The sequence below is a fragment of the Pseudomonas sp. RGM2987 genome (assembly GCF_022952855.1).
Lineage (GTDB): Bacteria > Pseudomonadota > Gammaproteobacteria > Pseudomonadales > Pseudomonadaceae > Aquipseudomonas.
This window is the reverse complement of the sequence record NZ_JALJDX010000135.1, coordinates 1-22,702: the sequence shown is the minus strand read 5'-3', so window position 1 is coordinate 22,702 and position 22,702 is coordinate 1. Positions and strand designations below refer to the sequence as shown.

17 protein-coding genes are annotated in these 22,702 nt (G+C 59.9%); 11 read left to right on the top strand and 6 right to left on the bottom strand.

The window, feature by feature from the left end; genetic code table 11:
- Positions 1-148 precede the first annotated feature (148 nt).
- Positions 149-490, top strand: coding sequence for a zinc ribbon domain-containing protein YjdM (locus RGM2987_RS04325; protein WP_025215562.1), 342 nt, complete (start codon positions 149-151; stop codon positions 488-490).
- Between the two features lie 205 nt (positions 491-695).
- A complete protein-coding gene (locus RGM2987_RS04320; RefSeq protein WP_245138870.1) occupies positions 696-953 on the top strand; it encodes a hypothetical protein in 258 nt (85 codons plus the stop codon).
- 132 nt (positions 954-1,085) lie between these two features.
- On the opposite strand, the gene RGM2987_RS04315 is transcribed toward RGM2987_RS04320, so the two are convergent.
- From RGM2987_RS04315 to RGM2987_RS04300, 4 genes are all read right to left on the bottom strand, one after another.
- A complete protein-coding gene (locus RGM2987_RS04315) occupies positions 1,086-1,703 on the bottom strand; it encodes an FKBP-type peptidyl-prolyl cis-trans isomerase (RefSeq protein ID WP_042731943.1) in 618 nt (205 codons plus the stop codon).
- 204 nt (positions 1,704-1,907) lie between these two features.
- On the bottom strand, positions 1,908-2,396 hold the full coding sequence (locus RGM2987_RS04310; RefSeq protein ID WP_042731944.1) for a TIGR00645 family protein: 489 nt from the start codon (positions 2,394-2,396) through the stop codon (positions 1,908-1,910).
- 122 nt (positions 2,397-2,518) lie between these two features.
- Positions 2,519-2,860: a hypothetical protein gene (locus tag RGM2987_RS04305; RefSeq protein WP_245138869.1), complete on the bottom strand. Its 342-nt coding sequence runs from the start codon at positions 2,858-2,860 to the stop codon at positions 2,519-2,521.
- Between the two features lie 384 nt (positions 2,861-3,244).
- Positions 3,245-5,683, bottom strand: a complete 2,439-nt coding sequence (locus tag RGM2987_RS04300) for an ATP-binding protein (protein WP_245138868.1) — start codon at positions 5,681-5,683, stop codon at positions 3,245-3,247.
- 282 nt (positions 5,684-5,965) lie between these two features.
- Between RGM2987_RS04300 and RGM2987_RS04295 the strand changes: the two genes are divergently transcribed.
- The 6 genes from RGM2987_RS04295 to lanM all read left to right on the top strand — a co-directional run bounded on the left by RGM2987_RS04295 (position 5,966) and on the right by lanM (position 13,193).
- On the top strand, positions 5,966-6,454 hold the full coding sequence (locus RGM2987_RS04295; protein ID WP_030140293.1) for a DUF3015 domain-containing protein: 489 nt from the start codon (positions 5,966-5,968) through the stop codon (positions 6,452-6,454).
- Positions 6,455-6,541: 87 nt separating this feature from the next.
- Positions 6,542-8,395, top strand: a complete 1,854-nt coding sequence (locus RGM2987_RS04290; RefSeq protein ID WP_245138867.1) for a DUF4105 domain-containing protein — start codon at positions 6,542-6,544, stop codon at positions 8,393-8,395.
- Between the two features lie 103 nt (positions 8,396-8,498).
- Positions 8,499-8,855 carry a hypothetical protein gene (locus RGM2987_RS04285; RefSeq protein ID WP_245138866.1) on the top strand — a complete coding sequence of 119 codons (357 nt, stop codon included), beginning with the start codon at positions 8,499-8,501 and terminating at the stop codon, positions 8,853-8,855.
- Between the two features lie 70 nt (positions 8,856-8,925).
- The gene (locus RGM2987_RS04280; protein WP_245138865.1) at positions 8,926-9,417 is read left to right on the top strand and encodes a GreA/GreB family elongation factor; all 492 of its coding nucleotides are present in this window, start codon (positions 8,926-8,928) and stop codon (positions 9,415-9,417) included.
- A 170-nt stretch (positions 9,418-9,587) separates the two neighbouring features.
- Entirely contained in the window at positions 9,588-9,731 is a 144-nt protein-coding gene (locus tag RGM2987_RS04275; protein WP_245138864.1) for a hypothetical protein, read from the top strand.
- Between the two features lie 378 nt (positions 9,732-10,109).
- Positions 10,110-13,193, top strand: coding sequence for a type 2 lanthipeptide synthetase LanM (gene lanM / locus RGM2987_RS04270; RefSeq protein ID WP_245138863.1), 3,084 nt, complete (start codon positions 10,110-10,112; stop codon positions 13,191-13,193).
- Positions 13,194-13,391: 198 nt separating this feature from the next.
- On the opposite strand, the gene ettA is transcribed toward lanM, so the two are convergent.
- On the bottom strand, positions 13,392-15,056 hold the full coding sequence (gene ettA / locus RGM2987_RS04265; RefSeq protein ID WP_245138862.1) for an energy-dependent translational throttle protein EttA: 1,665 nt from the start codon (positions 15,054-15,056) through the stop codon (positions 13,392-13,394).
- A 271-nt stretch (positions 15,057-15,327) separates the two neighbouring features.
- Between ettA and RGM2987_RS04260 the strand changes: the two genes are divergently transcribed.
- From RGM2987_RS04260 to RGM2987_RS04250, 3 genes are all read left to right on the top strand, one after another.
- Positions 15,328-19,176: a bifunctional diguanylate cyclase/phosphodiesterase gene (locus tag RGM2987_RS04260; RefSeq protein ID WP_245138861.1), complete on the top strand. Its 3,849-nt coding sequence runs from the start codon at positions 15,328-15,330 to the stop codon at positions 19,174-19,176.
- Positions 19,177-19,396: 220 nt separating this feature from the next.
- Positions 19,397-20,650 (top strand): serine hydroxymethyltransferase, encoded by a 1,254-nt coding sequence (glyA, locus tag RGM2987_RS04255; RefSeq protein ID WP_058544066.1) that lies wholly within the window; start codon positions 19,397-19,399, stop codon positions 20,648-20,650.
- Between the two features lie 194 nt (positions 20,651-20,844).
- Positions 20,845-21,375: a hypothetical protein gene (locus tag RGM2987_RS04250; protein WP_245138860.1), complete on the top strand. Its 531-nt coding sequence runs from the start codon at positions 20,845-20,847 to the stop codon at positions 21,373-21,375.
- 117 nt (positions 21,376-21,492) lie between these two features.
- On the opposite strand, the gene yjiA is transcribed toward RGM2987_RS04250, so the two are convergent.
- Positions 21,493-22,461, bottom strand: a complete 969-nt coding sequence (gene yjiA / locus RGM2987_RS04245; protein ID WP_245138859.1) for a GTPase — start codon at positions 22,459-22,461, stop codon at positions 21,493-21,495.
- Positions 22,462-22,702 lie beyond the last annotated feature (241 nt).

Genomic DNA, 22,702 nt, shown 5'->3' with positions numbered 1-22,702 from the left:
TGCGGTGTGTCAGTCAACGATAAGTCGATTGATACACCGCATTCGCGAGCAAGCCCGCTCCCACAAATAGATATCAGCGCCTGCCCCTCCCGAACTAAAACCCTATACAATGTGCGCCCTTTTGCCCTCCTGATACCAAGGAACCTTAGTGAGCACGTTGCCTCCCTGCCCGAAATGCAATTCCGAATACACTTACGAAGACGGCACCCAACTGGTCTGCCCGGAGTGTGCGCACGAATGGTCCGCCAGCGGCGAAGCTGAAACGGCCTCTGATGACACCGTGAAGAAAGATTCGGTCGGCAACGTCCTGCAGGACGGCGACACCATCACCGTGATCAAGGACCTCAAGGTCAAGGGCACGTCGCTGGTGGTCAAGGTGGGCACCAAGGTCAAGAACATCCGCCTGTGCGATGGCGACCACGACATCGATTGCAAGATCGACGGCATCGGCCCGATGAAACTCAAATCCGAGTTCGTCAGAAAAGTCTGAGTTTGCTGTATTCCATCCCATGCCCTGCGTGGGATGGTGCTTTGCCCTCCCCCGATTACCCCCGTCATTCCAGGCACCGGCCAAATGCCAGCCGCCTCGAGCTGCCCCAACCCGTCGTCAGAAAAAAAATCCAGGCGCCAATTGAGACTTGCTATTTAGCGAATAAGAATTATTCTCATCGAAACCCATCAAGGAGATGAGAACCATGACTTATCTGATCGATGCCTGGCTGGATCGCCCGCATCCTTACCTTCGGATCCTGCATCGGGAAACCGGGGAAGTCTGTGCGGTGATAGAAGAAGACGCCCTGAACGAGCTGCAGGACCAGGGGGATCTGGACCTCAACAGTCTCAACTCCAGCGAACCGCTGGTGCTCAAGGAGCTGGTGCGCAACCTGTTCCTGTTCTGCTACGCCCGGGCGTTGCGCCCCACTGGCGATTTCAATGGCAGGTTCCAGGGGTGAGCATGAGGATAATGTGGGAGCGGGCTTGCTCGCGAAGGCGGTGCATCAGTTAACTGATAGGTCGACTGACAGTCCGCATTCGCGAGCAAGCCCGCTCCCACATTTTTGCCCAGTGTTAAACCGGACAGAGCCTTACAGAACGTCCAACAGCTCGACGTCGAACACCAGTACGCTGTGCGGCGGAATGCTGCCAACGCCCTGGGCGCCGTAAGCCAGCTCGCTTGGCACGTACAGGCGCCATTTGCTGCCGGCATTCATCAGTTGCAGTGCTTCGGTCCAGCCTGGGATCACGCCACCGACCGGGAATTCGGCAGGCTGGCCACGATCGTAGGAGCTGTCAAACACAGTGCCGTCGATCAGGGTGCCGTGGTAGTGAGTGCGCACCTGGTCTTCACGGGTCGGCTTGGCGCCTTCACCCTGGGTCAACACTTCAAATTGCAGGCCCGAAGCCAGGGTAGTGATGCCTTCACGCTTGGCGTTTTCCGCCAGGAACGCACGGCCTTCGCCTGCGGCGGCTTCAGCCTTGGCAGCGGCTTCGGCTTGCATGATTTCGCGGATCACCTTGAAACTGGCGGACATCTCTTCCTGGCCTACGCGGCTTGGCTTGCCGGCGAAAGCGTCGGTCAGGCCGGCCAGGATCGCGTCCAGGCTGACGCCCGGTGGCGGGTTATCGCGCAGTTGGTCGCCCAACTGACGGCCAATGCCGTAGCTGACGCGGGTTTCGTCGGTGGACAGGTTAACTTCGGACATTGTGCTGCTCCGCTGTGCGGACGGCTCGGGAAGTGGCCGTGCGTGACACAGCGCCTCCCGGAGCGCCCGGAACCAAAAGGGCGAGCAGACTAGCACAGAAGCCATGACCGATGACGAGCCTCGCCATCAAAGCCATTTGCCAGAAACGACAACGCCCGCCTGTTCATCCACAGCCGGGCGTTGTGTCAGCAGGATGAACGGACCTCAATGCTTGGTCAGTTTATCCAGGTAGCCCATGGCAAACGCCGAGACCACGAAGGTCATGTGGATGATCACGTACCACATCAGGTGCTCGGGATCGACGTTCTTGGCGTCCATGAAAATACGCAGCAGGTGGATCGAGGAAATCGCCACGATGGACGCCGCGACTTTCATCTTCAGCGATGAAGAGTCCATGGTGCCCAGCCAGTTGAGCTTTTCCTTGTCCGAATCAATGTCCAGTTGCGAGACGAAGTTCTCGTAGCCGGAAATCATCACCATGACCAGCAGGCCGCCCACCAGCGCCATGTCGATCAGCGACAGCAGCACCAGGATCAGGTCGGACTCGGCCATGGAAAACACATTGGGGATGACGTGAAACACTTCCTGGAAGAATTTCAGCGCCAGGGCCAGCAAGCCCAGGGACAGCCCGAAGTAGATCGGCGCCAGCAGCCAACGGGAGGCGTACATTGCATTTTCGATAAAGCGTTCCATTGAGTCTCACACCAGGGCTGAAAAATCGCGGCGAGTATATCAGCCACGAACGGCCCCAGAAACGCCGGCCCCGCCCCTGGTCCCTGCCCTTGTGACAAAATTTTACTGGTGCAAGACGCCCGTCAATGCAGCGGCCGGAACTCGAAACCACCGACATTGCGACAGCGACCGCCATTGATTTCACGCAGTTGGGCCTGCATGTGCAGACACCAGATCTGCGGATCATTGGCCACCTCATACCCGTGCAAAGTCAGGCTCTGGACGATGGTATCGAGGATGGATTCGGCGGCGTTCGGGCCAGCAAACGGGCCCTGGGCCTTGATGGCGGAAGGTTGTTCACCGGCCATTCCGGCGGCGAAGAGCAAGGTCCACATACCGGTATCACCCGCCAGCGGACGGATAGCGCATTCGATACGGGTGACAAGGCCCAGGCATTGGCGAGTGAGGCAAAGGTTGCGCGACATGGCGGCGCCCCTCGGTAGATCCGGTATTCAGCCTCAGGATGAGGCTGTTTCGATCCGATGATGGCTCTCGTTATCCTTGAGCTGAGGATAGAAGATAAGTTCCGGTTTCACGGGGTTTCGAGACCAGAATGCGCCGAGCGGTCATAGTGTGAATATTGGCGCCAGGGTAGTGGCATTTTGTACAAGAAAACACCGCAAAAACTATTGTGCAATGTTGCTTGAGGGCATCACTGAACCCGTGGCGAGGGAGCTTGCTCCCGCTTGAGTGCGAAGCGCTCAAAAAAGGGCTGCTTCGCAGCCCAGCGGGAGCAAGCTCCCTCGCCACAGAAACTCAACCCATCTCAAATGACCAGACTGATCATGAGAGCGGGTCTGTCGATCAGATCAAACCGGCTTGGCCTCGGCCAGCGCCTGTTGCGCCAGTTCCTTTTCCGCTTCCTTGATGTCGTCTTCGCTGATCATTTCCGCGATGACCCGCAGCCGCTCCACTACCCGGGCGTTGACGCTGCCCTCCGGAAACTCGCCGTTTTCATCCGGCTCACCGGCAGGTTCACCCACCAGCAGGCTCAGGGCTTCGTCGGCCTGGCGCACGGCGTACACGTGGAACTGCCCGGCGCGCACCGCGGCCAACACTTTCTCGTCGAGCATCAACGTGGCGACGTTGGCCTGCGGGATGATTGCGCCCTGCTCGCCAGTCAGCCCACGGGCCTCGCAAAGGCGGAAGAAGCCTTCGATCTTCTCGTTGACCCCACCCACCGCCTGCACTTCACCAAACTGGTTGATCGAGCCGGTGATGGCGAAGCATTGCTTCAACGGCGTCTTCGACAGCGCCGAAATCAGCGTGCACGCCTCGCCCAGGGACGCACTGTCGCCGTCCACATAACCGTAGGATTGTTCCAGGGCGATACTGGCCGAGATCGCCAGCGGGAATTCCTGGGCATAACGGCTGCCCAGGTAACCGGTGAGAATCATCACGCCCTTGGAGTGGATCGGCTGGCCGAGATTGACCTCCCGCTCGATGTCGACGATGCCGCTGCCGCCCGGGTACACCGTGGCGGAAATCCGCGCCGGTACACCAAATGCCGAATCGCCGACCTCCAGCACCGTCAGCCCGTTGCACTTGCCCACCGCCGCGCCGTCGGTATCGATCAGGATGATCCCGGCCAGCATGTCATCAAGGATTCGCGCCGAAACGCGCCCGGTGCGGGTGGCCTTGGCCTTGAGGGCGCGTTCGATGTGGCCGGCGTCGGTCATCTCGTCACCGGCCAGCTGGCGAATGAAATCCGCCTCGCTGACCAGCTGGAACAGATCGCCGATACGCGCCGACAATCGTCCCTGGTGTTCGGCCAGACGCGCGCTGTAGGTCGCCAGGCGTGCCACAGCATCGGCGGTCAGCGGCGCCATCCCCTCCTCCGAAGTACGGGTCTTGAGCAGCTGGGCGAACTGCTCCAGGCTTTCGTCGCCCATGGGGATGTCTTCGTCGAAGTCCACCAGCACGCGGAACATTTCCTGGAAGTCCGGATCCAGGTCCTGCAAGGCGTAGTAGAGCTGGCGGGCGCCGATGATCACCACCTTGACCTGCAACGGAATGTGCTGCGGCGTGAGGGTCACCGTCGCCAGTCGCCCGAGCTCGCCCAGCGGCGATTCCATTTTCAGCTTGCGCGATTGCAAGGCGCGCTTGAGCGCATCCCACACGAACGGCTCGCCGAGCATTTTCTCCGCTTCCAGGATCAGGAAGCCGCCATTGGCCCGGTGCAAAGCCCCCGGACGCAACTGCCGATAGGTGGTGTAGAGCGCGCCCTGGTCGGTGCTGTACTCGATGCGCCCGAACAGGTTGTCGTAGGTCGGGTGCGGCTCGAACACCACTGGCGCGCCGCCGCTGGACGGATGACCCACCACAAGGCTCGGGGCGTACTGTTCTTCCAGCAGCTTGCGGGCGACGGCGTCGGTCTTGCTGTCATCCACCAGTTGCTCGACCACGGTCTTGAGCAGGTAGACCTGCATCGCTTGCAGATAACCGCAGACCGCGGCGTTCTCCGCATATTTTTCCGACAACGGCGCGAGCAAGGGTTGCAGGGCCAGGGTGATGGTTTCTTCGTTGAGCTGACGCAACTGGTTGCTGGACTCGCGCTTCCATTGCGGCAGGCTGGCCAGTTCTTCGTTCAAGCGTTCTTCCAGGCTCGAGATGTCCTCGTGGAAACGCTCGCGTTCGGACTCCGGCAACTGGGCGAATTCCGCCTCATCCAGGGCCTTGCCGTCGCTCATCGGGGTGAAAGCGATGTTGCTGCTGTCACGGTACAGCGCAACGTCCTTCTCCAGCGCCAGGCGCTCGATCACATCCAGGGCGCGGTCGTAGCGCTGGTTGAAGGCGCGGTCGATGGCGCTTTTCTTCTGCTGGTAGGACGGGTGCTCGAACACTGCGGGAAAGGTCGCCAGCAGGTTGTCGATCAGGCCATTGATGTCGGCGATAAAGGCGCCGGCAGTGCCGGATGGCAGTTCCAGGGCGCGGGGTTCACGGGGCTCGTCGAAATTGTTGACATAGACCCAGTCCGCCGGGGTCTGCAGGCGCTTGCCTTCGGCCTTGAGGTAGCGTTTGACGAACGAAAACCGGCCGGTGCCGGGCTCACCCATGACAAATACGTTGTAACCGGGGCGCGGCATGGCCACGCCGAACTGCAAGGCTTCGACCGCACGTTCCTGGCCGAGCACACCGCGGAAGGGCTCCAGATCATTGGTGGTAGAGAAGCTGAACTGTTCAGCGGAAAACGGACGGGTCAGCGCTTCAGGCGCTAGACGCAAGCTGGCAGCAACAGGATCAGGCATCGGGCTTCCTTACATCAGGCGGGGCAGATAGCGGCATTCTGGCGCTGCCTGTACCTGGCTGGCAAGGAGCGCCTCAGGCCAAAGCATAGTCCAGGACACACCCGGCCCCGGGCCGACAGCCTCGCGGCGTGAACGATAGTTTTTGCAAAAAGTCACGGAACCCTCGGATCGTGCCTAAACTCCAAATTGCGCGGCTGGAACAATAACCGGCCCACTGGCACCTGGCCCCACAGGCACGGGCCAGACCCTGTCCATTGGTATGCACATAAAGAGAACATAGCTATGAAACGGATTCTTCTCGGTACTCTCTTCACCGCTGTATCCATCAACGCCATGGCTCAGGCCCCGGGCGGCCCGGATTGCGGTTGGGGCAACATGCTGTTCGAAGGCCAGCGTGGCACCCCGGCGCACTTCCTGGCATCCACCACCAACGGCACCTCCGGTAACGCCACCTTCGGCATGACTTCCGGCACCAACGGCTGCTCGACCAACGCCGCACTGACCTACGGTGGCAAGTCCTGGCTGGCCATGAATGGCATGATGAACGAGCTGTCCGAAGACATGGCCAAGGGTCAGGGCGAGGCGCTGACCACCTATGCCGTGGTACTGGGCGTGGCGCCGGAAGACCGCGCGCACTTCTCCGCCGTCACCCACGAGCACTTCCAGCAGATCTTCAGCAAGGCTGACGTGACTGCCGAAGACGTGCATACCAACACCCTGGCCGTGCTGAAAAACGACCCTCGCCTGGCCAAGTACGCGACTCAAGCTTAAGCTCGCCACACTCGCTCCCTCCGGGGAGCGGGTTTTCTTTTCTGGGCCCCTTTTGGTCTTTATTTTCGACTTTCCAAGTAGCCGACTATGCTCAAACGCCTTGCCTGGCTGGCGCTCTGTGTGTGCGCCCCGCTGTCCGCCGCGCCTCATGTCGACCCTCAACGTTTGCAGCAACTGGCCAATGACCGCTTCTGGATTTCCCTGGGCCATTACGAAACCGCCAAACTTGGCGGCTGGCGCAGCTATATCAGCGACAGGAAATTCTTCCTCGCCGCCGACGGCAATGAACATCCCGACCGTGAACTGACCGCCACCCTGCAAGCCCTGTACGGCCCGGCCAGCGCCGGCCAGCAACACGCCCAGTGCGTGTACCCGGCGCGCACGCGCTGGCTCAAGGCGCAGCTCAAGCTCACGGACCTGCCCACCGTCGATTGCCGCGACTTCAACCAATGGTTCAAGGATGTGTCGCCCCACAGCGCGGTGATGATTTTCCCGGCGGCGTACCTGAACAGCCCCTCCTCGATGTTCGGCCATACGTTGCTGCGCATCGACCAGGCCGACGTGCAGAGCGACAAGACCGCCCTGCTCAGTTACGCGATCAATTTCGGCGCCTACATCGAAGGTTCGGACAACAGCATCCTCTACGCCTGGAAGGGCTTGATGGGCGGCTACCCCGGCCTGTTCGCCCTGGTGCCGTACCAGGAGAAACTCTCCGAGTACCGTAGCCTGGAAAACCGCGACCTATGGGAATACCGCCTCAACCTGAGCCAGGTGGAAACCGAGCGCATGGTCGAACATGTGTGGGAGCTCAAGCAGATCCAGTTCGACTATTTCTTCTTCGACGAAAACTGTTCCTATCGCCTGCTCGAACTGCTGCAAGTGGCTCGCCCCAGCCTGCGTTTGACCGAGCAATTCCCGCTGACCGCCATCCCCACCGACACGGTCAAGGCCGTGAAGGAAGCCGGGCTGGTGGAAAGCATCCAGTACCGGCCGTCCCGGGAACGTGAACTGCTCAGCCGCGCCGAACCGCTCAGTGATGACGAACAGCAATGGGTGCTGAAAGTCAGCGCCGACCAGCAGCAACTGCAAACCGCCGGGTTCAAGGCGCTGCCTCGCGCACGCCAGGCGTTGATCGTCGATGCGGCCTACCGCCTGGAGCGCTACCGCGCCAACGGCCAGGAGCGCGACCCGCAGCGATCCCAACGCAGCTTCGAACTGTTGCGGGCGATCAACCAGAACCCCGCGCCGGAACTCGACATCCCGCAACCGGGCCTGCCCGAGGATGGGCATGAATCGCGCACCTGGCAGGCCGGCCTCGGCACGCGGGGCGACCGGGCATTCGGCGAGTATGGCTTGCGCATGGCCTATCACGACCTCAACGACAACGCCGAGAGTTTCCCACTGGGCGCGCAGATTGAAATCCTGCAATTGAAGCTGCGCCAGTACGAAGGTAATGACTGGCAGGTGCAGCAACTCGACCTGGCGACGATTCGCTCGCTGACCCCGCGCAACGAGCTGCTGCAGCCACTGTCCTGGCAGGTCACCGGTGGCCTGGAGCGAGTGCCAGGCAAACACGACGATGAAAACCTGGTCAGCCACGTCAACGGCGGTGCCGGCGGGACCTGGGCATTGGGTGACGATGTCCTGGGCTTCGCCCTGGGCACGGTGCGGGTCGAGCACAACAACGACTTCGCCGAGTTCATCGCCCCGGCCGGCGGTTTCAACAGCGGCGTGCTGTGGAAAAACCCGCTGGGCAACCTGAGCCTGGAAGCCAAGGGCGATTATTTCGTCAACGGCGAAGTGCGCCGTAGCCTGAGCCTGAACCAGCAGTGGGAACTGTCACGTAACCTCGGCTTGCGCCTGAGTGCCCAACGGGAATTCAGCCATCTGGCCTCGCCGGAAAACGAGGTTATGCTTGAAGTGAAGTGGTATCACTATTAATCCAGCCAGGACCCCAAACGGATTAATCACAGGGCTTTCACATCGGCCTGACGAATTCGCTTCTAGACTTATCGTATAAGTGGATGCGGCAGGAAGGCAGGACATGAGGCGCGCGGTAGCGGTATTGGCTGTAGTGATGATGCTTGGCGGCTGTGAAACCACCCATGAAGACCTCGTCGCCCGAGGTTTTCCACCAGCATTTGCCGACGGCTATGACGACGGTTGCAGCAGTGGCCGACAGGCGGCCGGAGCAATCACCGGCCAGTTCCGTAAAGACGTACCACGCTACCTCAAGGACGCCCGCTATGCCGAGGGCTGGAGCGACGGTTTCCGTCAATGCCAGGCGATGCGCGAAAGCCAGGAGCGTGATGCCTACCGTGATCGCCATTGGGATGAGCATGAGCGTGCCTGGCAGCAGGAGAAAGACCGGGACGCCGCCCGGGCTTATCGCTCGCAGTGAGTCGTGCATAGACATCCAGCGAAACCAAAAGCCTGCGACCATGGCCCAAACTCCAATAGAGGAGAACACCATGAGTCGCGCTTTCGTCAATGAAGACAACGCCGCTGCCCAGGCCGACCAGCCGGTCGAACGCCAGATCAGTGCGCAACCCAACTACGTCACGCCCGCCGGACTCGCCCAGTTACAAGCCCGGGTTGCCCAGTTGCAGGCGCTGCACGCTCAGCAAGTCGCCAGGGCGGATCAGGCGGACAAGCAACGCATTGCCGACCTTGAGCGGGACCTGCGCTATTTCAATCAGCGTATGCAAAGCGCCCAAGTCGTGGCGCCGACATCATCCGAGCAGGTGCGGATCGGACACTGGGTGACCTTCGTCGATGAGCAGGACCACCCGCAGCGGATACAACTGGTGGGCGAGGACCAGGCCGACGCGGCCAGCGGACTGATCAACTGGAGTTCGCCATTAGGAAAGGCGCTACTGGGAGCGAAAGTCGGGGATGAGGTAGTTTGGCAGCGACCGATGGGCAACCTGGCCATCGAAGTTGTCGCGATAGAACTTCAGTAATCTTCTCGGCAACTTAACCACTGTTAAAACTGCCAATACACAGCCTTACTAACACCTGTAGCCTTATGTAACCGCAACATAAAGTCATAACGGCAAGTTTGTGTTAATCCAGCAGCGTGCTACTGTTTTTCCCGCACCCGAACCGGTGCGAACAACAAAGGAGGCACACAATGAGCGAACAGATACTTGCAATGTCTGGCGACTTCGACAACGACTTTGAATCCTATCTGCAGGTCAACAACCTCAATATGGAATCAGCAGCAGTGACTATCGTCGAATGCGGCACCCTCCATTGCACCGCAATCTTGTGTTAAATCCTTTCCTTAGAAACAAGCCTGCATAACAGCATTTCAACCCTTTAATCCAACCACAAATCAATGCCCAACTGCCCGGGTACATTCCCTGGTACCCGGCCCTGTACCGGGCTAAAAAACTGATGAGGTAATATTATGTGTGAACAAATCCTGAACATGTCCGGCGACTTCTATCTCGAATTCGAGACCTATCAAACTCCCACTAATAATGTCGGAGCGATTCTGGCAACCACGTTGGAATGCAATACCTTCGGGACCTGCACCAATCTTGAATGTTCGACACTCGGGTGCTGATCCCGCCTGACCGGCAATTCAACAGGCAACACCGATAAATATAGAGCAGGCATCGCCTGCTCTATCCATGTCAGGAACCACGACATGCTAGTTAACGCTTTGAAGTTGAATCAGCGCGGCAGGTGCCGACTTTCTTCCCCCTCCGACATCAGCCTGTTTGAAAACAACCTGGCCCGCCTGCATAGCGATGACCAAGCGCTGCTAAACCACTTGGGAATGGACCGGGCGCAATTGGCTTCGTACATCAACGAGTCCGTCAACACCCGGCAGTTATCCCACGATGGCGAAATCGTACTGGATGCCTTGAAAGAAAAGCTTGTGCGGCTTGATCGCATTAGCATCGATACGAAAACACCCCGCAGCGACGACGATAATTTTTATTGGTTTGGCTACCGTTTTTTTCTTTATTTTGTCGACATGCTCAAAGCCGATGAGCGCTACAGCCGTGCATCCAGGCACATCAATGAGCCAACGTTACTTGCGAGCCTTGAACGCTATGTCCTGGCCCGAGTAGCACGCACGGCGGAACAGAGCCTGGTCCATTATTTGAACACTCGGATCGTCGAGGGCGACGACATCGACCTGGCCCGTTTCAATGAGCGTTTGCGAACCTTGCCGCTGCTCAAGTTCTTCGATTCCTATCCGGTGCTCGCGACACTGCTGCTGGAGATGCTGGAAGACACGATCCACTTTCTGTATGCGGTCATTCTCAACTTTGCTGACGATGTTGAGTCGTTGGAGACCGCCTTTTCGATCCCCTCTCGAAAAATCGACGCTATCGAACTCGGTTTGGGTGACCCTCACGGTCGCGGCGAAACGGTCTGTCTGGTTCAAGTTGCCGGTACTTCGCTGGTCTACAAGCCCAGGGCGAGCCGTGAGGCGCTTTTTTACTATGGGCTTATTGAACAACTAAGCGAGTGGACGGCAGCGCAATGTTTTGCTGTTCAGTCACCACGGATCCTCAGTCGTGAGCACCATAGCTGGGTGGAGAGGGTCGACAATGCGCCTTGCGACAGCGAAGCGGACGTCGAGCTGTTCTATGAAAAGATGGGCGCACAAATAGCTGTCATTCATGCACTGAACGGCATCGACTTTCACTACGAGAACATCATCGCCTGTGGCAGCAGTCCCGTCATGATTGACCTGGAGTGCCTGTTCACCGCCTCCACCAGCGAAGTGCTGCTGGATTTGCCCGCTGGCTGCGCGCTGTCCAATACCTATAAAGTGATCCAACAGTCGGTATGTTCCAGCGGCTTCGTACCCTTCTCGCAAGCATCCAATAACGACCAGAGTGGCCTGACCCGGCAGGCGCTGTTCATTTCTACCCGCCATTCCCTGGTTTTAGAGAATGGCTTCTACCACCTGCGCAAAATCAAATTCGAACACCGCCTGCCGCAAAAACATTTGCCGCTATTACACGGGGAGCGCAAGGGGCTGGAGGCTTACAAAACTGCGCTATTCCAAGGGTTCGAATACGCCTATGACCAATTACTGACCCACCGCGCCATCCTCATGGGAATGCTCGAACAATCAGCGGCCGGCCTCTCGACCCGGGTCTTGTTGAAGAACTCCCAACGTTATGCAGACTTTATCGGACTGAGCCGGCACCCACGCTTCATGCAAAACATGCTGGACAGAGAACTGTTGCTCGCGACCTGTTGGAAAGAGGTGAAAGAGCCCTATCGGGTAAAAGGCATCCCCCGCCATGAGATAGCCGACCTGCAACGATCCGCCATTCCGTGCTTCACCATGCCCTTGAGTACAAGCAGTTTGACGAGTGCACAAGGTGTCACGATAGAACTGACACAAGTAGAGCCACCGCTAAAAAGCTGCCTGCAAAAACTGGCTGACCTGTCTCTGGCGGACAAGGCACTGCAAAGTACCTTGCTGGAACTCTGCCTGTTCCCAGTGCCAAATGGAGATTCACGGTTGAGTGTCCGGCAGACGCCTGGGGGCTTGGACGAACCCCTCCAGGCCGAGCCACTCGACGGCGTCATGAGCATCAGCTCCCGCCTTGAAGAACTCGCGATTAAAGGATCCGCGACGGACGTCAGGTGGTTATCCTTTCATTTGCACCCCATGACAAAAGGCAGATACCCCTCCCCGATGGATCACGGGCTGTACTCCGGCATCGCCGGGATCGGCTTGTTTTACCTGGGTTTGTTCAAGGTGAGCGGCAAGCCTCATTACTTGTCGCTTCTGAACCAGGTTCTGCACTCACTGGATCAACATTTCGGCTTTTTCAAAAGCGACTTGAGCGTCAGCGCCTATCACGGGCTGGGGGCTTACCTGTATCTGCTGATCAATCGTCGCCAGTTAACCGGGGATGAGACACAGGATGAAAAAATCGCCAGCCTGTTGCAGCAACTGTTGGAAGTCCCCCGTGAGGATTATGACTTCGACTTCCTGGGCGGCTGTTGTGGCGCGGTAACGCTGCTGGCCAATATCCACGCGTTATCTGTGCGTGCGGATGTGCTGCCGACCCTCCAGCGCATGATCGATTACCTCAAGGACCAGTTGCTGATCGAAGACGGCCAATGGCTGCGGCGCGCTGATCGCTCCGTCATCCTGACGGGCTTGTCCCATGGTCTGTCCGGCGTCATCCATGCCTTGTGCAAGGCCTACGACGTGACCGGCGATGCGACGTTGGTGCCCTTGGCCGTCCAGGTGCTTGAAGGCGAAAACCACTTGAGTCGGGACGGTTTCTGGCTGGACTTGCGCGACCATGGCCAGGTGGATCATGCGACCAAGTGGTGCCACGGAGACGGCGGCATCCTCATTGCTCGGCGACAACTTATGAAATCCATGGGAGACGTCCTGGACGAACCCACCAGGCAAACCGTGCTCGACGACATACAGCGCTGCGAGAACAATCTCTGGCAGCACGGCTTTGGCGACGGCTACAACCTCTGCCACGGGGATTTCGGCAACCTGATCTGCCTGTTCGACGGGTATCGGCAGTCGGGCGATTGCGAGGGCATCCGCAGGGTCCGACAAGCCATCGACCAGGTCGCCTGGCAGTTCTTTGAAGGGCCATGTCTGAATAGCGACCGGGTTCCCGATGTCAGTCTGTTGACCGGGATTGCGGGGGCGGGCTATGCGCTGCTGTACGCGATGGATCCGACGCTTCCCAACGTGCTGACCCTGGATTTTGCGACGCGGGCCTAGCCCTATCGGATAAACACAATATCCTGTGTGGGAGCGGGCTTGCTCGCGAAAGCGATGGCACATTCAGTATCGATGCAAGCTGATACGGCGCATTCGCGAGCAAGCCCGCTCCCACAGGGACCATCCACTTCCTACAGGGACTGCGCCCATAAAAAAACGGAACCCGAGGGCTCCGTTTTTTTCATGCCAGCAACCGAATCAGGCCAGCTTCTTGTGCCGCACACGATGGGGCTGGGCAGCCGCTTCGCCGAGGCGTTTCTTGCGATCGGCTTCGTACTCGGTGTAGTTGCCTTCGAAGAACACCGCTTGCGAATCGTCTTCATACGCCAGGATGTGGGTCGCCACGCGGTCGAGGAACCACCGATCGTGGGAGATCACAATGGCGGCGCCCGGGAAGTCCAGCAAGGCTTCTTCCAGGGAACGCAAGGTTTCAACGTCGAGGTCGTTGGACGGTTCGTCGAGCAGCAGGACGTTGCCGCCCTCCTTCAACGTCAACGCCAAGTGCAAGCGGCCACGTTCACCACCGGAGAGGTCCTTGACGAACTTCTGCTGGTCGCCGCCCTTGAAGTTGAAGCGCCCCACGTAGGTACGCGATGGGATTTCGTAGTTACCGATGCGGATCTGGTCGGAACCGTCGGAGATCTGCTGGAACACGGTCTTGCTGCCGTCCAGGTCCTCACGGCTCTGGTCGACACAGGCCAGTTGCACGGTTTCACCGATTTCGATGCTGCCCGAATCCGGGGTTTCCTTGCCCATCAGCATGCGGAACAGCGTGGATTTACCCGCGCCGTTGCCACCGATCACACCGACGATGGCGCCTTTGGGCATGGAGAACGACAGGTTGTCGATCAACACGCGGTCGCCATAGCCCTTGGTAACGTTCTTGAACTCGATGACCTTGTCGCCCAGGCGCGGGCCGGCCGGGATGTAGATCTCGTTGGTTTCGCTGCGCTTCTGGAATTCCTGGGACTGCATTTCCTCGAAGCGTTGCAGGCGGGCCTTGGATTTGGACTGGCGAGCCTTCGCGCCTTTGCGCACCCACTCCAGTTCTTCTTTCATGGCTTTTTCATGGGCCGACTGTTGCTTGGACTCCTGGGCCAGACGATCGGACTTGGCTTCCAGCCAACCCGAATAGTTGCCCTCGTATGGAATGCCAGCGCCGCGGTCGAGCTCCAGGATCCAGCCGGCGACGTTGTCGAGGAAGTAACGGTCGTGCGTGATCGCTACCACGGTGCCCGGGAAATCGTGCAGGAAGTGTTCGAGCCAGGCGACGGAGTCGGCGTCCAGGTGGTTGGTCGGTTCGTCGAGCAGCAGCATGTCCGGGGCGGACAGCAGCAGGCGGCACAGGGCCACGCGACGCTTTTCACCGCCGGAGAGGTGTTCGACCTTCGCTTCCCAGGCCGGCAGGCGCAGCGCATCGGCGGCCACTTCCAGCTGGCGCTCCAGGTTGTGACCGTCGCTGGCCTGCAGGATCGCCTCGAGCTTGGCCTGTTCGGCGGCCAGCTTGTCGAAATCGGCGTCCGGGTCGGCGTAGGCGGCGTAGACCTCGTCCAGGCGGGCCTGGGCGTCCTTGATGACGCTGACGGCTTCCTCGACCACTTCACGCACGGTCTTGGTCGGGTCCAACTGCGGCTCCTGGGGCAGGTAGCCGATATTCAGGTCCGGCATCGGACGGGCTTCGCCGTCGAACTCGGTATCGACGCCGGCCATGATTTTCAGCAGCGTGGACTTACCCGAACCGTTGAGGCCCAGTACGCCGATCTTGGCGCCGGGAAAAAACGACAGCGAGATGTTTTTCAGGATTTCCCGCTTCGGCGGAACAACTTTGCTCAGCCGATGCATGGTGAAGACGTATTGAGCCATGGAGAACCTAGCGTCAGTGACAGGTGAAAAGAACAAGCCAGGCCATGCGCGGCGCCGGCGCTTGACGGTCATCAATGCCTGCGGGCGGATAGAGCCTGGGAATCTGGAGCTGGAACGCTCTTGTTTGACCGGCAAAGCTACCTCAACCGCCGGTCCAGGTCCAGCCGCGAGGGACTGGCACTTTGCCACAAGTCAAGGCATGCTAGCCGCCCTTCGGGCGTCCGGCTTATAGTGCGTGTCGCGCCAGTCCAGCAAACCGCAGGATTACAGCTTGTCCAACGTCACGCCGCCCCCGTCCCCACGCGCACCGACCGCCGTGCCCGGCTCGCCCCTGCGCGGGACGTTGAAGGGTGCGCTGGCCACTTTGGTGTTGCTGTTGCTCGGCTTGCTCTTCTGGCAATTGATCGACCAACTGCGCGAAACCCAACAGCACCAGCGCCAATACACCATCGACTACACCGCCGACCTGGCGGCGCAAGTCAGCCTGAACATGGCCTTGAACGCGCAGATCGCCCTCAATCTTCTACCGATCGTCGAACAACCGCAAACAGCCGACGAACAACAGGCGCTGGTGCGCAAGCTTCAACAGTCGTTGCCGGAAGTTCGCAGCCTGGCGCTGCTGAGCCCTTCCGGACGGGTGCTCAGCGACAGCGACGCCGGTAGCCAGGATGCCGACTACCTGGCTGAACTGGTGCGCCGCAGCCGTGCCCAGGCGCATTACTTCAGCAATACCGAAGACGGCTCCGTGGTGCATCTGCTGTTGCATCAGGCCAGCGGCAGCAGCCGCGGCTACTGGGCCCTGCGCCTGACGCCGAACTTTTTCGCCACCCTGACCAAACAGGCCGATGCCGGCATGCGTCCGCTGTGGCTGGTGGAAAACCGTCTCAATCAGCAGATCATCAGCCGTGATGAGAGCCTGCCCAGGTCCGGCCCTGCCCGCCTGTCGGTGGATGACCTGGAAAATACCGTACTGACCGTGCCCCTGAGCAGCAGCGACTGGCAACTGCGGGGGCTGTTCGACCGGCGCCAGGTGATCGAGCAACTGCTGCCGGCGTTCATCGGCAAATGCCTGCTGGGCCTGGCGTTTTCGTTGCTGCCAGTCATCGCGTTGTTGAACATGCGTCGACGCCAGCGGCAGTTGCACGAAGGTCGACGGCGCTACCAGGATATTTTCGAAGGCACCGGCGTCGCCCTGTGCGTGCTGGACCTGTCGGGGCTCAAGGCTTTTTTCGCCAGGAACGGCCTGCACAATGGCGACCAGTTGCGGGCCTGGCTGCAAGCCCCCCAGCAACTCAAGCAACTACAGCGGGAAGTGATCGTCACCGAGGTCAACCAGATGGCGTTGAAACTGCTCAACGTCGACTCCTGTGAGCAGGCCTGGCAACTGCTGGTGGGCAACGGCGTGCAGGACAACAACCCGGTCGGCTCCAAGCTGCTCGAGGCGCTGCTCGACCCGCACAAACAGCTGGAACTGGAAATCAGGCTGCAAGATGCCCACGGCAGAGATCAACACCTGTGGCTGGTCCTGCGCTTGCCGGAACACCAGGATGACTACAACGCCGTCATCCTGAGCATCAGCGACATCACCAGCCGCAAGCTGGTGGAGCTCTCGTTGCTCGAGCGCGAGGGCTTCTGGTCCGACGTGGTGCGCACGGTACCGGATCACCTCTATGTGCAGGACGTCATCAGCCAGCGAATGATCTTCAGCAACCATCACCTGGGCCAGACGCTGGGGTACGACCGTACCGAACTGCATCAGATGGGCGAGTACTTCTGGGAAATCCTGCTGCACAGCGAAGATGCCGACCACTACCACCACCTGCGCCAGGAGCAGCGCCGGGGCGGTTACACGCAACTGCTGCAATGCCAGTTGCGCTTTCGCCATCGCAACGGCAAATGGCGCCGTTTCGAGATTCGCGAACAAGCACTGGCCCGCGACCGGCATGACCAGGTGACCCGGATCATTGGCGTGGCCAAGGACATCACCGAGCAGATCGAGGCCAGCGAATCGCTGCGTGACAGCGAGCAGCGCTACCGGATGCTCGCCGAAAGCATCAGCGACGTGATCTTCTCCACCGACAGCAAGCTTGCGCTCAACTATGTCAGCCCGTCGGTGCAGGCCGTGCTGGGCTACGACGCCGACTGGATTTTCCAGAACGGCTGGCAGTCGATCATTGCCAATCCGCAGCAACTGACCGGCATCTACAGCCTGATGGACCGGGTCAGCAAGGCCCTCGACAAACCCGAGCAACTGGCCGAGTTGCGCAACCAGATGCAGACCCAGCTGTTCCTGTTCGATTCCCTGCGGGCCGACGGGCGCAAGATCCCCATCGAACTGCGCCTGGTGCTGGTCTGGGACGACCATGGCGCATTCGAGGGTGTGCTGGGTGTAGGCCGTGACATCAGCCAGCAGCGACGTGCCGAAAAAGACCTGCGCATGGCCGCCACGGTATTCGAGCACTCGACCTCGGCGATCCTGATCACCGACCCGGCCGGCTACATCGTCCAGGCCAACGAAGCCTTCAGTCGCGTCAGCGGTTATGCCGTCTCGCAAGTGCTGGACCAATTGCCCAACATGCTGACCGTGGACGAGCAGCAGGAAGCCCACCTGCGCTACGTGCTCAAGCAACTGCAACAGCACAGCACCTGGGAAGGCGAAGTCTGGCTCAAGCGCCGCAATGGCGAGCACTACCCGGCCTGGGTCGGCATCACCGCTGTGCTCGATGACGAGGGCGACCTGGCCAGCTACGTGTGTTTTTTCAGCGACATCAGCGAACGCAAGGCCAGCGAACAGCGCATCCATCGCCTGGCGTACTACGACGCCCTGACCCACCTGCCCAACCGCACGCTGTTCCAGGATCGCCTGCACACCGCGCTGCAATCGGCCGACCGGCAGAAGACCTGGGTGGTGCTGATGTTCCTCGACCTGGACCGCTTCAAGCCGATCAACGATTCCCTGGGCCACGCCGCCGGCGACCGGATGCTCAAGGAAATGGCCACCCGCCTGCTCGGTTGCGTGGCCGATGACGACACCGTGGCGCGCATGGGCGGCGACGAGTTCACCTTGCTGCTGCAACCGCGCGCCAGTCGCGAAATGGCATTGAACCGGGCGATCACCGTGGCCGAGCAGATTCTTGCCAGCCTGGTCCGGCCTTTCGTGCTCGAAGGCCGGGAGTTCTTCGTCACCGCCAGTATCGGTATCGCCCTGAGCCCTCAGGACGGCAACGAACTGAGCCAGCTGATGAAAAACGCCGACACCGCCATGTACCACGCCAAGGAACGCGGCAAGAACAACTTCCAGTTCTACCAGGCGGACATGAACGCCAGCGCCCTGGAGCGCCTGGAACTGGAAAGCGACCTGCGCCATGCTCTGGAGCAGAACGAATTCGTGCTGTATTACCAGCCGCAGTTCAGCGGCGATGGCAAACGTTTGACGGGCGCCGAGGCCCTGTTGCGCTGGCGTCATCCGCGACGCGGGCTGGTGCCGCCGGGAGACTTCATCCCGGTGCTCGAAGAACTCGGGTTGGTGGTAGACGTGGGCGACTGGGTCATCGACGAGGCCTGCCGGCAGCTCAAGGCCTGGCACCAGGCCAAGGTCCGGGTGCCGAAGGTCTCGGTCAACATCTCGGCCCGGCAGTTCTCCGACGGCCAGCTCGGCACGCGCATCGCCAATATCCTGCGCAGCACCGGCCTGCCGCCGGCGTGCCTGGAACTGGAGCTGACCGAAAGTATCCTGATGCGCGAGGTCAGCGAGGCGATGCAGATCCTCGCCGGGCTGAAGAACCTGGGCCTGAGCATTGCCGTGGACGACTTCGGCACCGGGTATTCGTCCCTCAACTACCTCAAGCAATTCCCCATCGACGTGCTGAAGATCGACCGTACCTTCGTCGATGGCCTGCCCTCTGGCGAACAGGATGCGCAGATCGCCCGGGCGATCATCGCCATGGCCCACAGCCTCAACCTGGCGGTGATCGCCGAAGGCGTCGAGACCCATGAGCAACTGGACTTCCTGCGCGAACACGGCTGCGACGAGGTCCAGGGCTACCTGTTCGGTCGCCCTATGCCGGCCAACCGGTTCGAGGCGCAGTTCAGCAATGATGCGCTGTTCATGCTCGATTGAGTCCTTGTGGCGCCTGCACCGGCCTCTTCGCGAGCAAGCCCGCTCCCACATGAAATGCGCTCCCTGTGGGAGCGGGCTTGCTCGCGAAGACGTCTGTCCAGACAACACCGAAAGCTGCGTGAAACCCATTCGTCCGCGACATGACGTCCTTTCATATGCCTTCCAAAAGCGGTTGGGTTAGAATGCCCCCCTTTTCTGCCCCCGATCCTTGAGGACCGCCATGTTCAGCCGTGATTTGACTATTGCCAAGTACGACGCCGATCTCTTTGCCGCCATGGAGCAAGAAGCTCAGCGCCAGGAAGAGCATATTGAGCTGATCGCTTCGGAAAACTACACCAGCCCTGCGGTGATGGAGGCTCAAGGTTCGGTACTGACCAACAAGTACGCCGAAGGCTACCCGGGCAAGCGCTACTACGGTGGTTGCGAGTACGTCGACGTGGTCGAGCAACTGGCCATCGACCGCGCCAAGCAGCTGTTCGGCGCCGACTATGCCAACGTCCAGCCACACGCCGGTTCCCAAGCCAACGCCGCCGTGTACCTGGCGCTGCTGTCGGCCGGTGACACCATCCTGGGCATGAGCCTGGCCCACGGCGGCCACCTGACCCACGGCGCCAGCGTGTCCTCCTCGGGCAAGCTGTACAACGCCATCCAGTACGGCATCGACGGCAACGGCCTGATCGACTACGACGAAGTCGAGCGCCTGGCCCTGGAACACAAGCCTAAGATGATCGTGGCCGGTTTCTCCGCCTACTCCCAAGTGCTCGACTTCCCGCGTTTCCGCGAAATCGCCGACAAGGTCGGTGCCTACCTGTTCGTCGACATGGCGCACGTGGCGGGCCTGGTTGCCGCCGGCGTCTACCCCAACCCTGTGCCGTTCGCCGACGTGGTCACCACCACCACCCACAAGACCCTGCGCGGTCCACGTGGCGGCCTGATCCTGGCGCGCGCCAACGCCGACATCGAGAAGAAGCTGAACTCCGCCGTGTTCCCGGGCGCCCAGGGCGGCCCGCTGGAGCACGTGATCGCGGCCAAGGCCATCTGCTTCAAGGAAGCGCTGCAACCTGAGTTCAAGGCTTACCAGCAACAAGTGGTGAAAAACGCCAAGGCCATGGCCGGCGTGTTCATCGAGCGCGGCTTCGACGTGGTCTCCGGCGGTACGGAAAACCACCTGTTCCTGCTGTCGCTGATCAAGCAAGAAATCTCCGGCAAAGACGCCGACGCCGCGCTGGGCAAGGCCTTCATCACCGTCAACAAGAACTCGGTGCCAAACGACCCACGCTCGCCGTTCGTCACTTCCGGCCTGCGCTTCGGCACCCCGGCCGTGACCACCCGTGGTTTCAAGGAAGCCGAGTGCAAGGAACTGGCCGGCTGGATCTGCGACATCCTGGCTGACCTGAACAACGAAGCGGTCATCGACGCCGTTCGTGAGAAGGTCAAGGCCATCTGCAAGAAGCTGCCGGTATACGGCGCTTAATCCGCCCGCCGCTGGGCAGTAAAAAGGCTCGCATCGAAAGATGCGGGCCTTTTTTATGTGCGCACGACAACTAACGATCTACTTCAAACATTCCACTCAATAACTTCCTGCAATACAGCCAACCCCACAATCCGGCAACTAACCCATAACATCAAGTCCGCTACATTCAACCACCATAAAGGACTCGATACAGCATGGACAGCAAACAATCTTTTAACGCGACACTCAGGATGCATGACGCTCGTATCAATCTACTTGAGCACTTGCACGGCAAGCCTGCCATAGCAACCATCCGTTCATTCAGCGGCGGTTTTTTCACCGGCCCGGCCCAGGCCCATGATCACTCCAGCCTGCTCGGGATGTACCCGAACGCCCAGGATACAGACAGCCCGCCCTTGCGCCTGCATTTTCGACATACAGCAGATGGCTACATCCTGAGCATAAAAAACCCCGGCGAATACTACGACAAACTCATCAGCCGGAGCTGGCTGGAAGTGCTGGGGGCCCAACACCCAAACACCCGAAACCCAACGCTTTTCAACCTTGTCGATCATCGGCGCAATATCATTAAGCGCAAGGACTTTACTTCTATCCACTCGCCTGTGTCGCTCATGACGACCAACAGTAAATATATTGGTGGATTAAAGATACCGGGCTCGCCTTATATCTACCTCGCCAAGACAGAAGAAAAATCAAAGATAACGTTCATTTTGAGTATTCATTAAAAGCGCCGCATGAGAGCCCGGTGGAGGGCGGCTATATCACCGAAGCGACAGCGCCTGATGAATGAGCACCTGGACCATCTTGAGCAAAAGCTGCTGATGGCCGCAGGCACCGGAGCTTCAAACTAGGATCGCTTCGAAGCCAGCGCGGATTTTTTCCTCGGGCAGCTCGTCGGCGATGAACACGATCACGCTTTCCCGCGCTTCGCCTGGGGCCCATTCGGTGTCCCAATCGAAGCCGTAGAGCTTGAGCACGCCTTGGAATACCAATCGGCGTGGTTCATCGGCGATGTTCAACACGCCTTTGTAGCGCAGCAATTGCTTGCCATGCGCCTCCAGCAGCTGGTTCATGAACTCGCTGAGCCGGTCGATATCCAGCGGCTTGTCGGTGCGCAGCACCAGGCTGCTGATGCGATCCGCCGTGGTCGACGCTGCAACCGGCCGCAAATTGAACCCCGCGCCAAGGTCGGCGTTGAGGTTGAAACCCCGGATATCGAGCAGTTCGGCCAAATCAATGTTCCCGTGCTCCACGATCCGGATCGGCGCCCGTCGGTTGATGCGCGTCAGCCGCTCGCCAAGGGCCTCGACCTGGGCCGCGTCCACCAGGTCGGTCTTGCTCAAGAGCAGGCGATCGGCGAATCCGACCTGGGCCTGGGCGATGGCCTGGGTCAGGTGCAACTCGGCGTGGGCGGCATCCACAAGGGTCAGGATGCCGTCGAGGATATAACGCTCGCGCAAGTCTTCGTCGATGAAAAACGTCTGCGCCACCGGCGCCGGATCGGCCAGGCCAGTGCACTCGATCACCAAGCGGTCGAACGCAATTTCACCGCTGTCCAGCCGTTCGAGCAAAAGGTAGAGAGCCTTGGTCAGGTCGGTGTGAATGGTGCAGCACACACAGCCGTTGGCCAGGGTCATGACCTGCACCGGCGCCTCGCCCAGCAGTTGGGTGTCGATACCGGCGTCGCTGAATTCGTTCTCGATCACAGCGATTTTCAAGCCGTGCTCGGCCTTGAGCAGATGGCGCAACAGCGTGGTCTTGCCAGCGCCGAGGAAGCCGCTGAGGATGGTGACCGGGATGGGAGAGGACAACGTGATTCTCCTGCTGCGAAATTGAATGAAGACACACAATACAGTTGTGGGAGCGAGCTTGCTCGCGATAGCGGGTGGTCAGCCAACATCTTCGTTGACTGAACCACCGCCTTCGCGGGCAAGCCCGCTCCCACGGGGATCTGTGGCGTATGCAAATCTTGAGGCCAGCCCAAAAACCAAATGTGGGAGCGGGCTTGCTCGCGAAGGCGGTGGCTCAGTCAACAACTTCATCAACTGACCC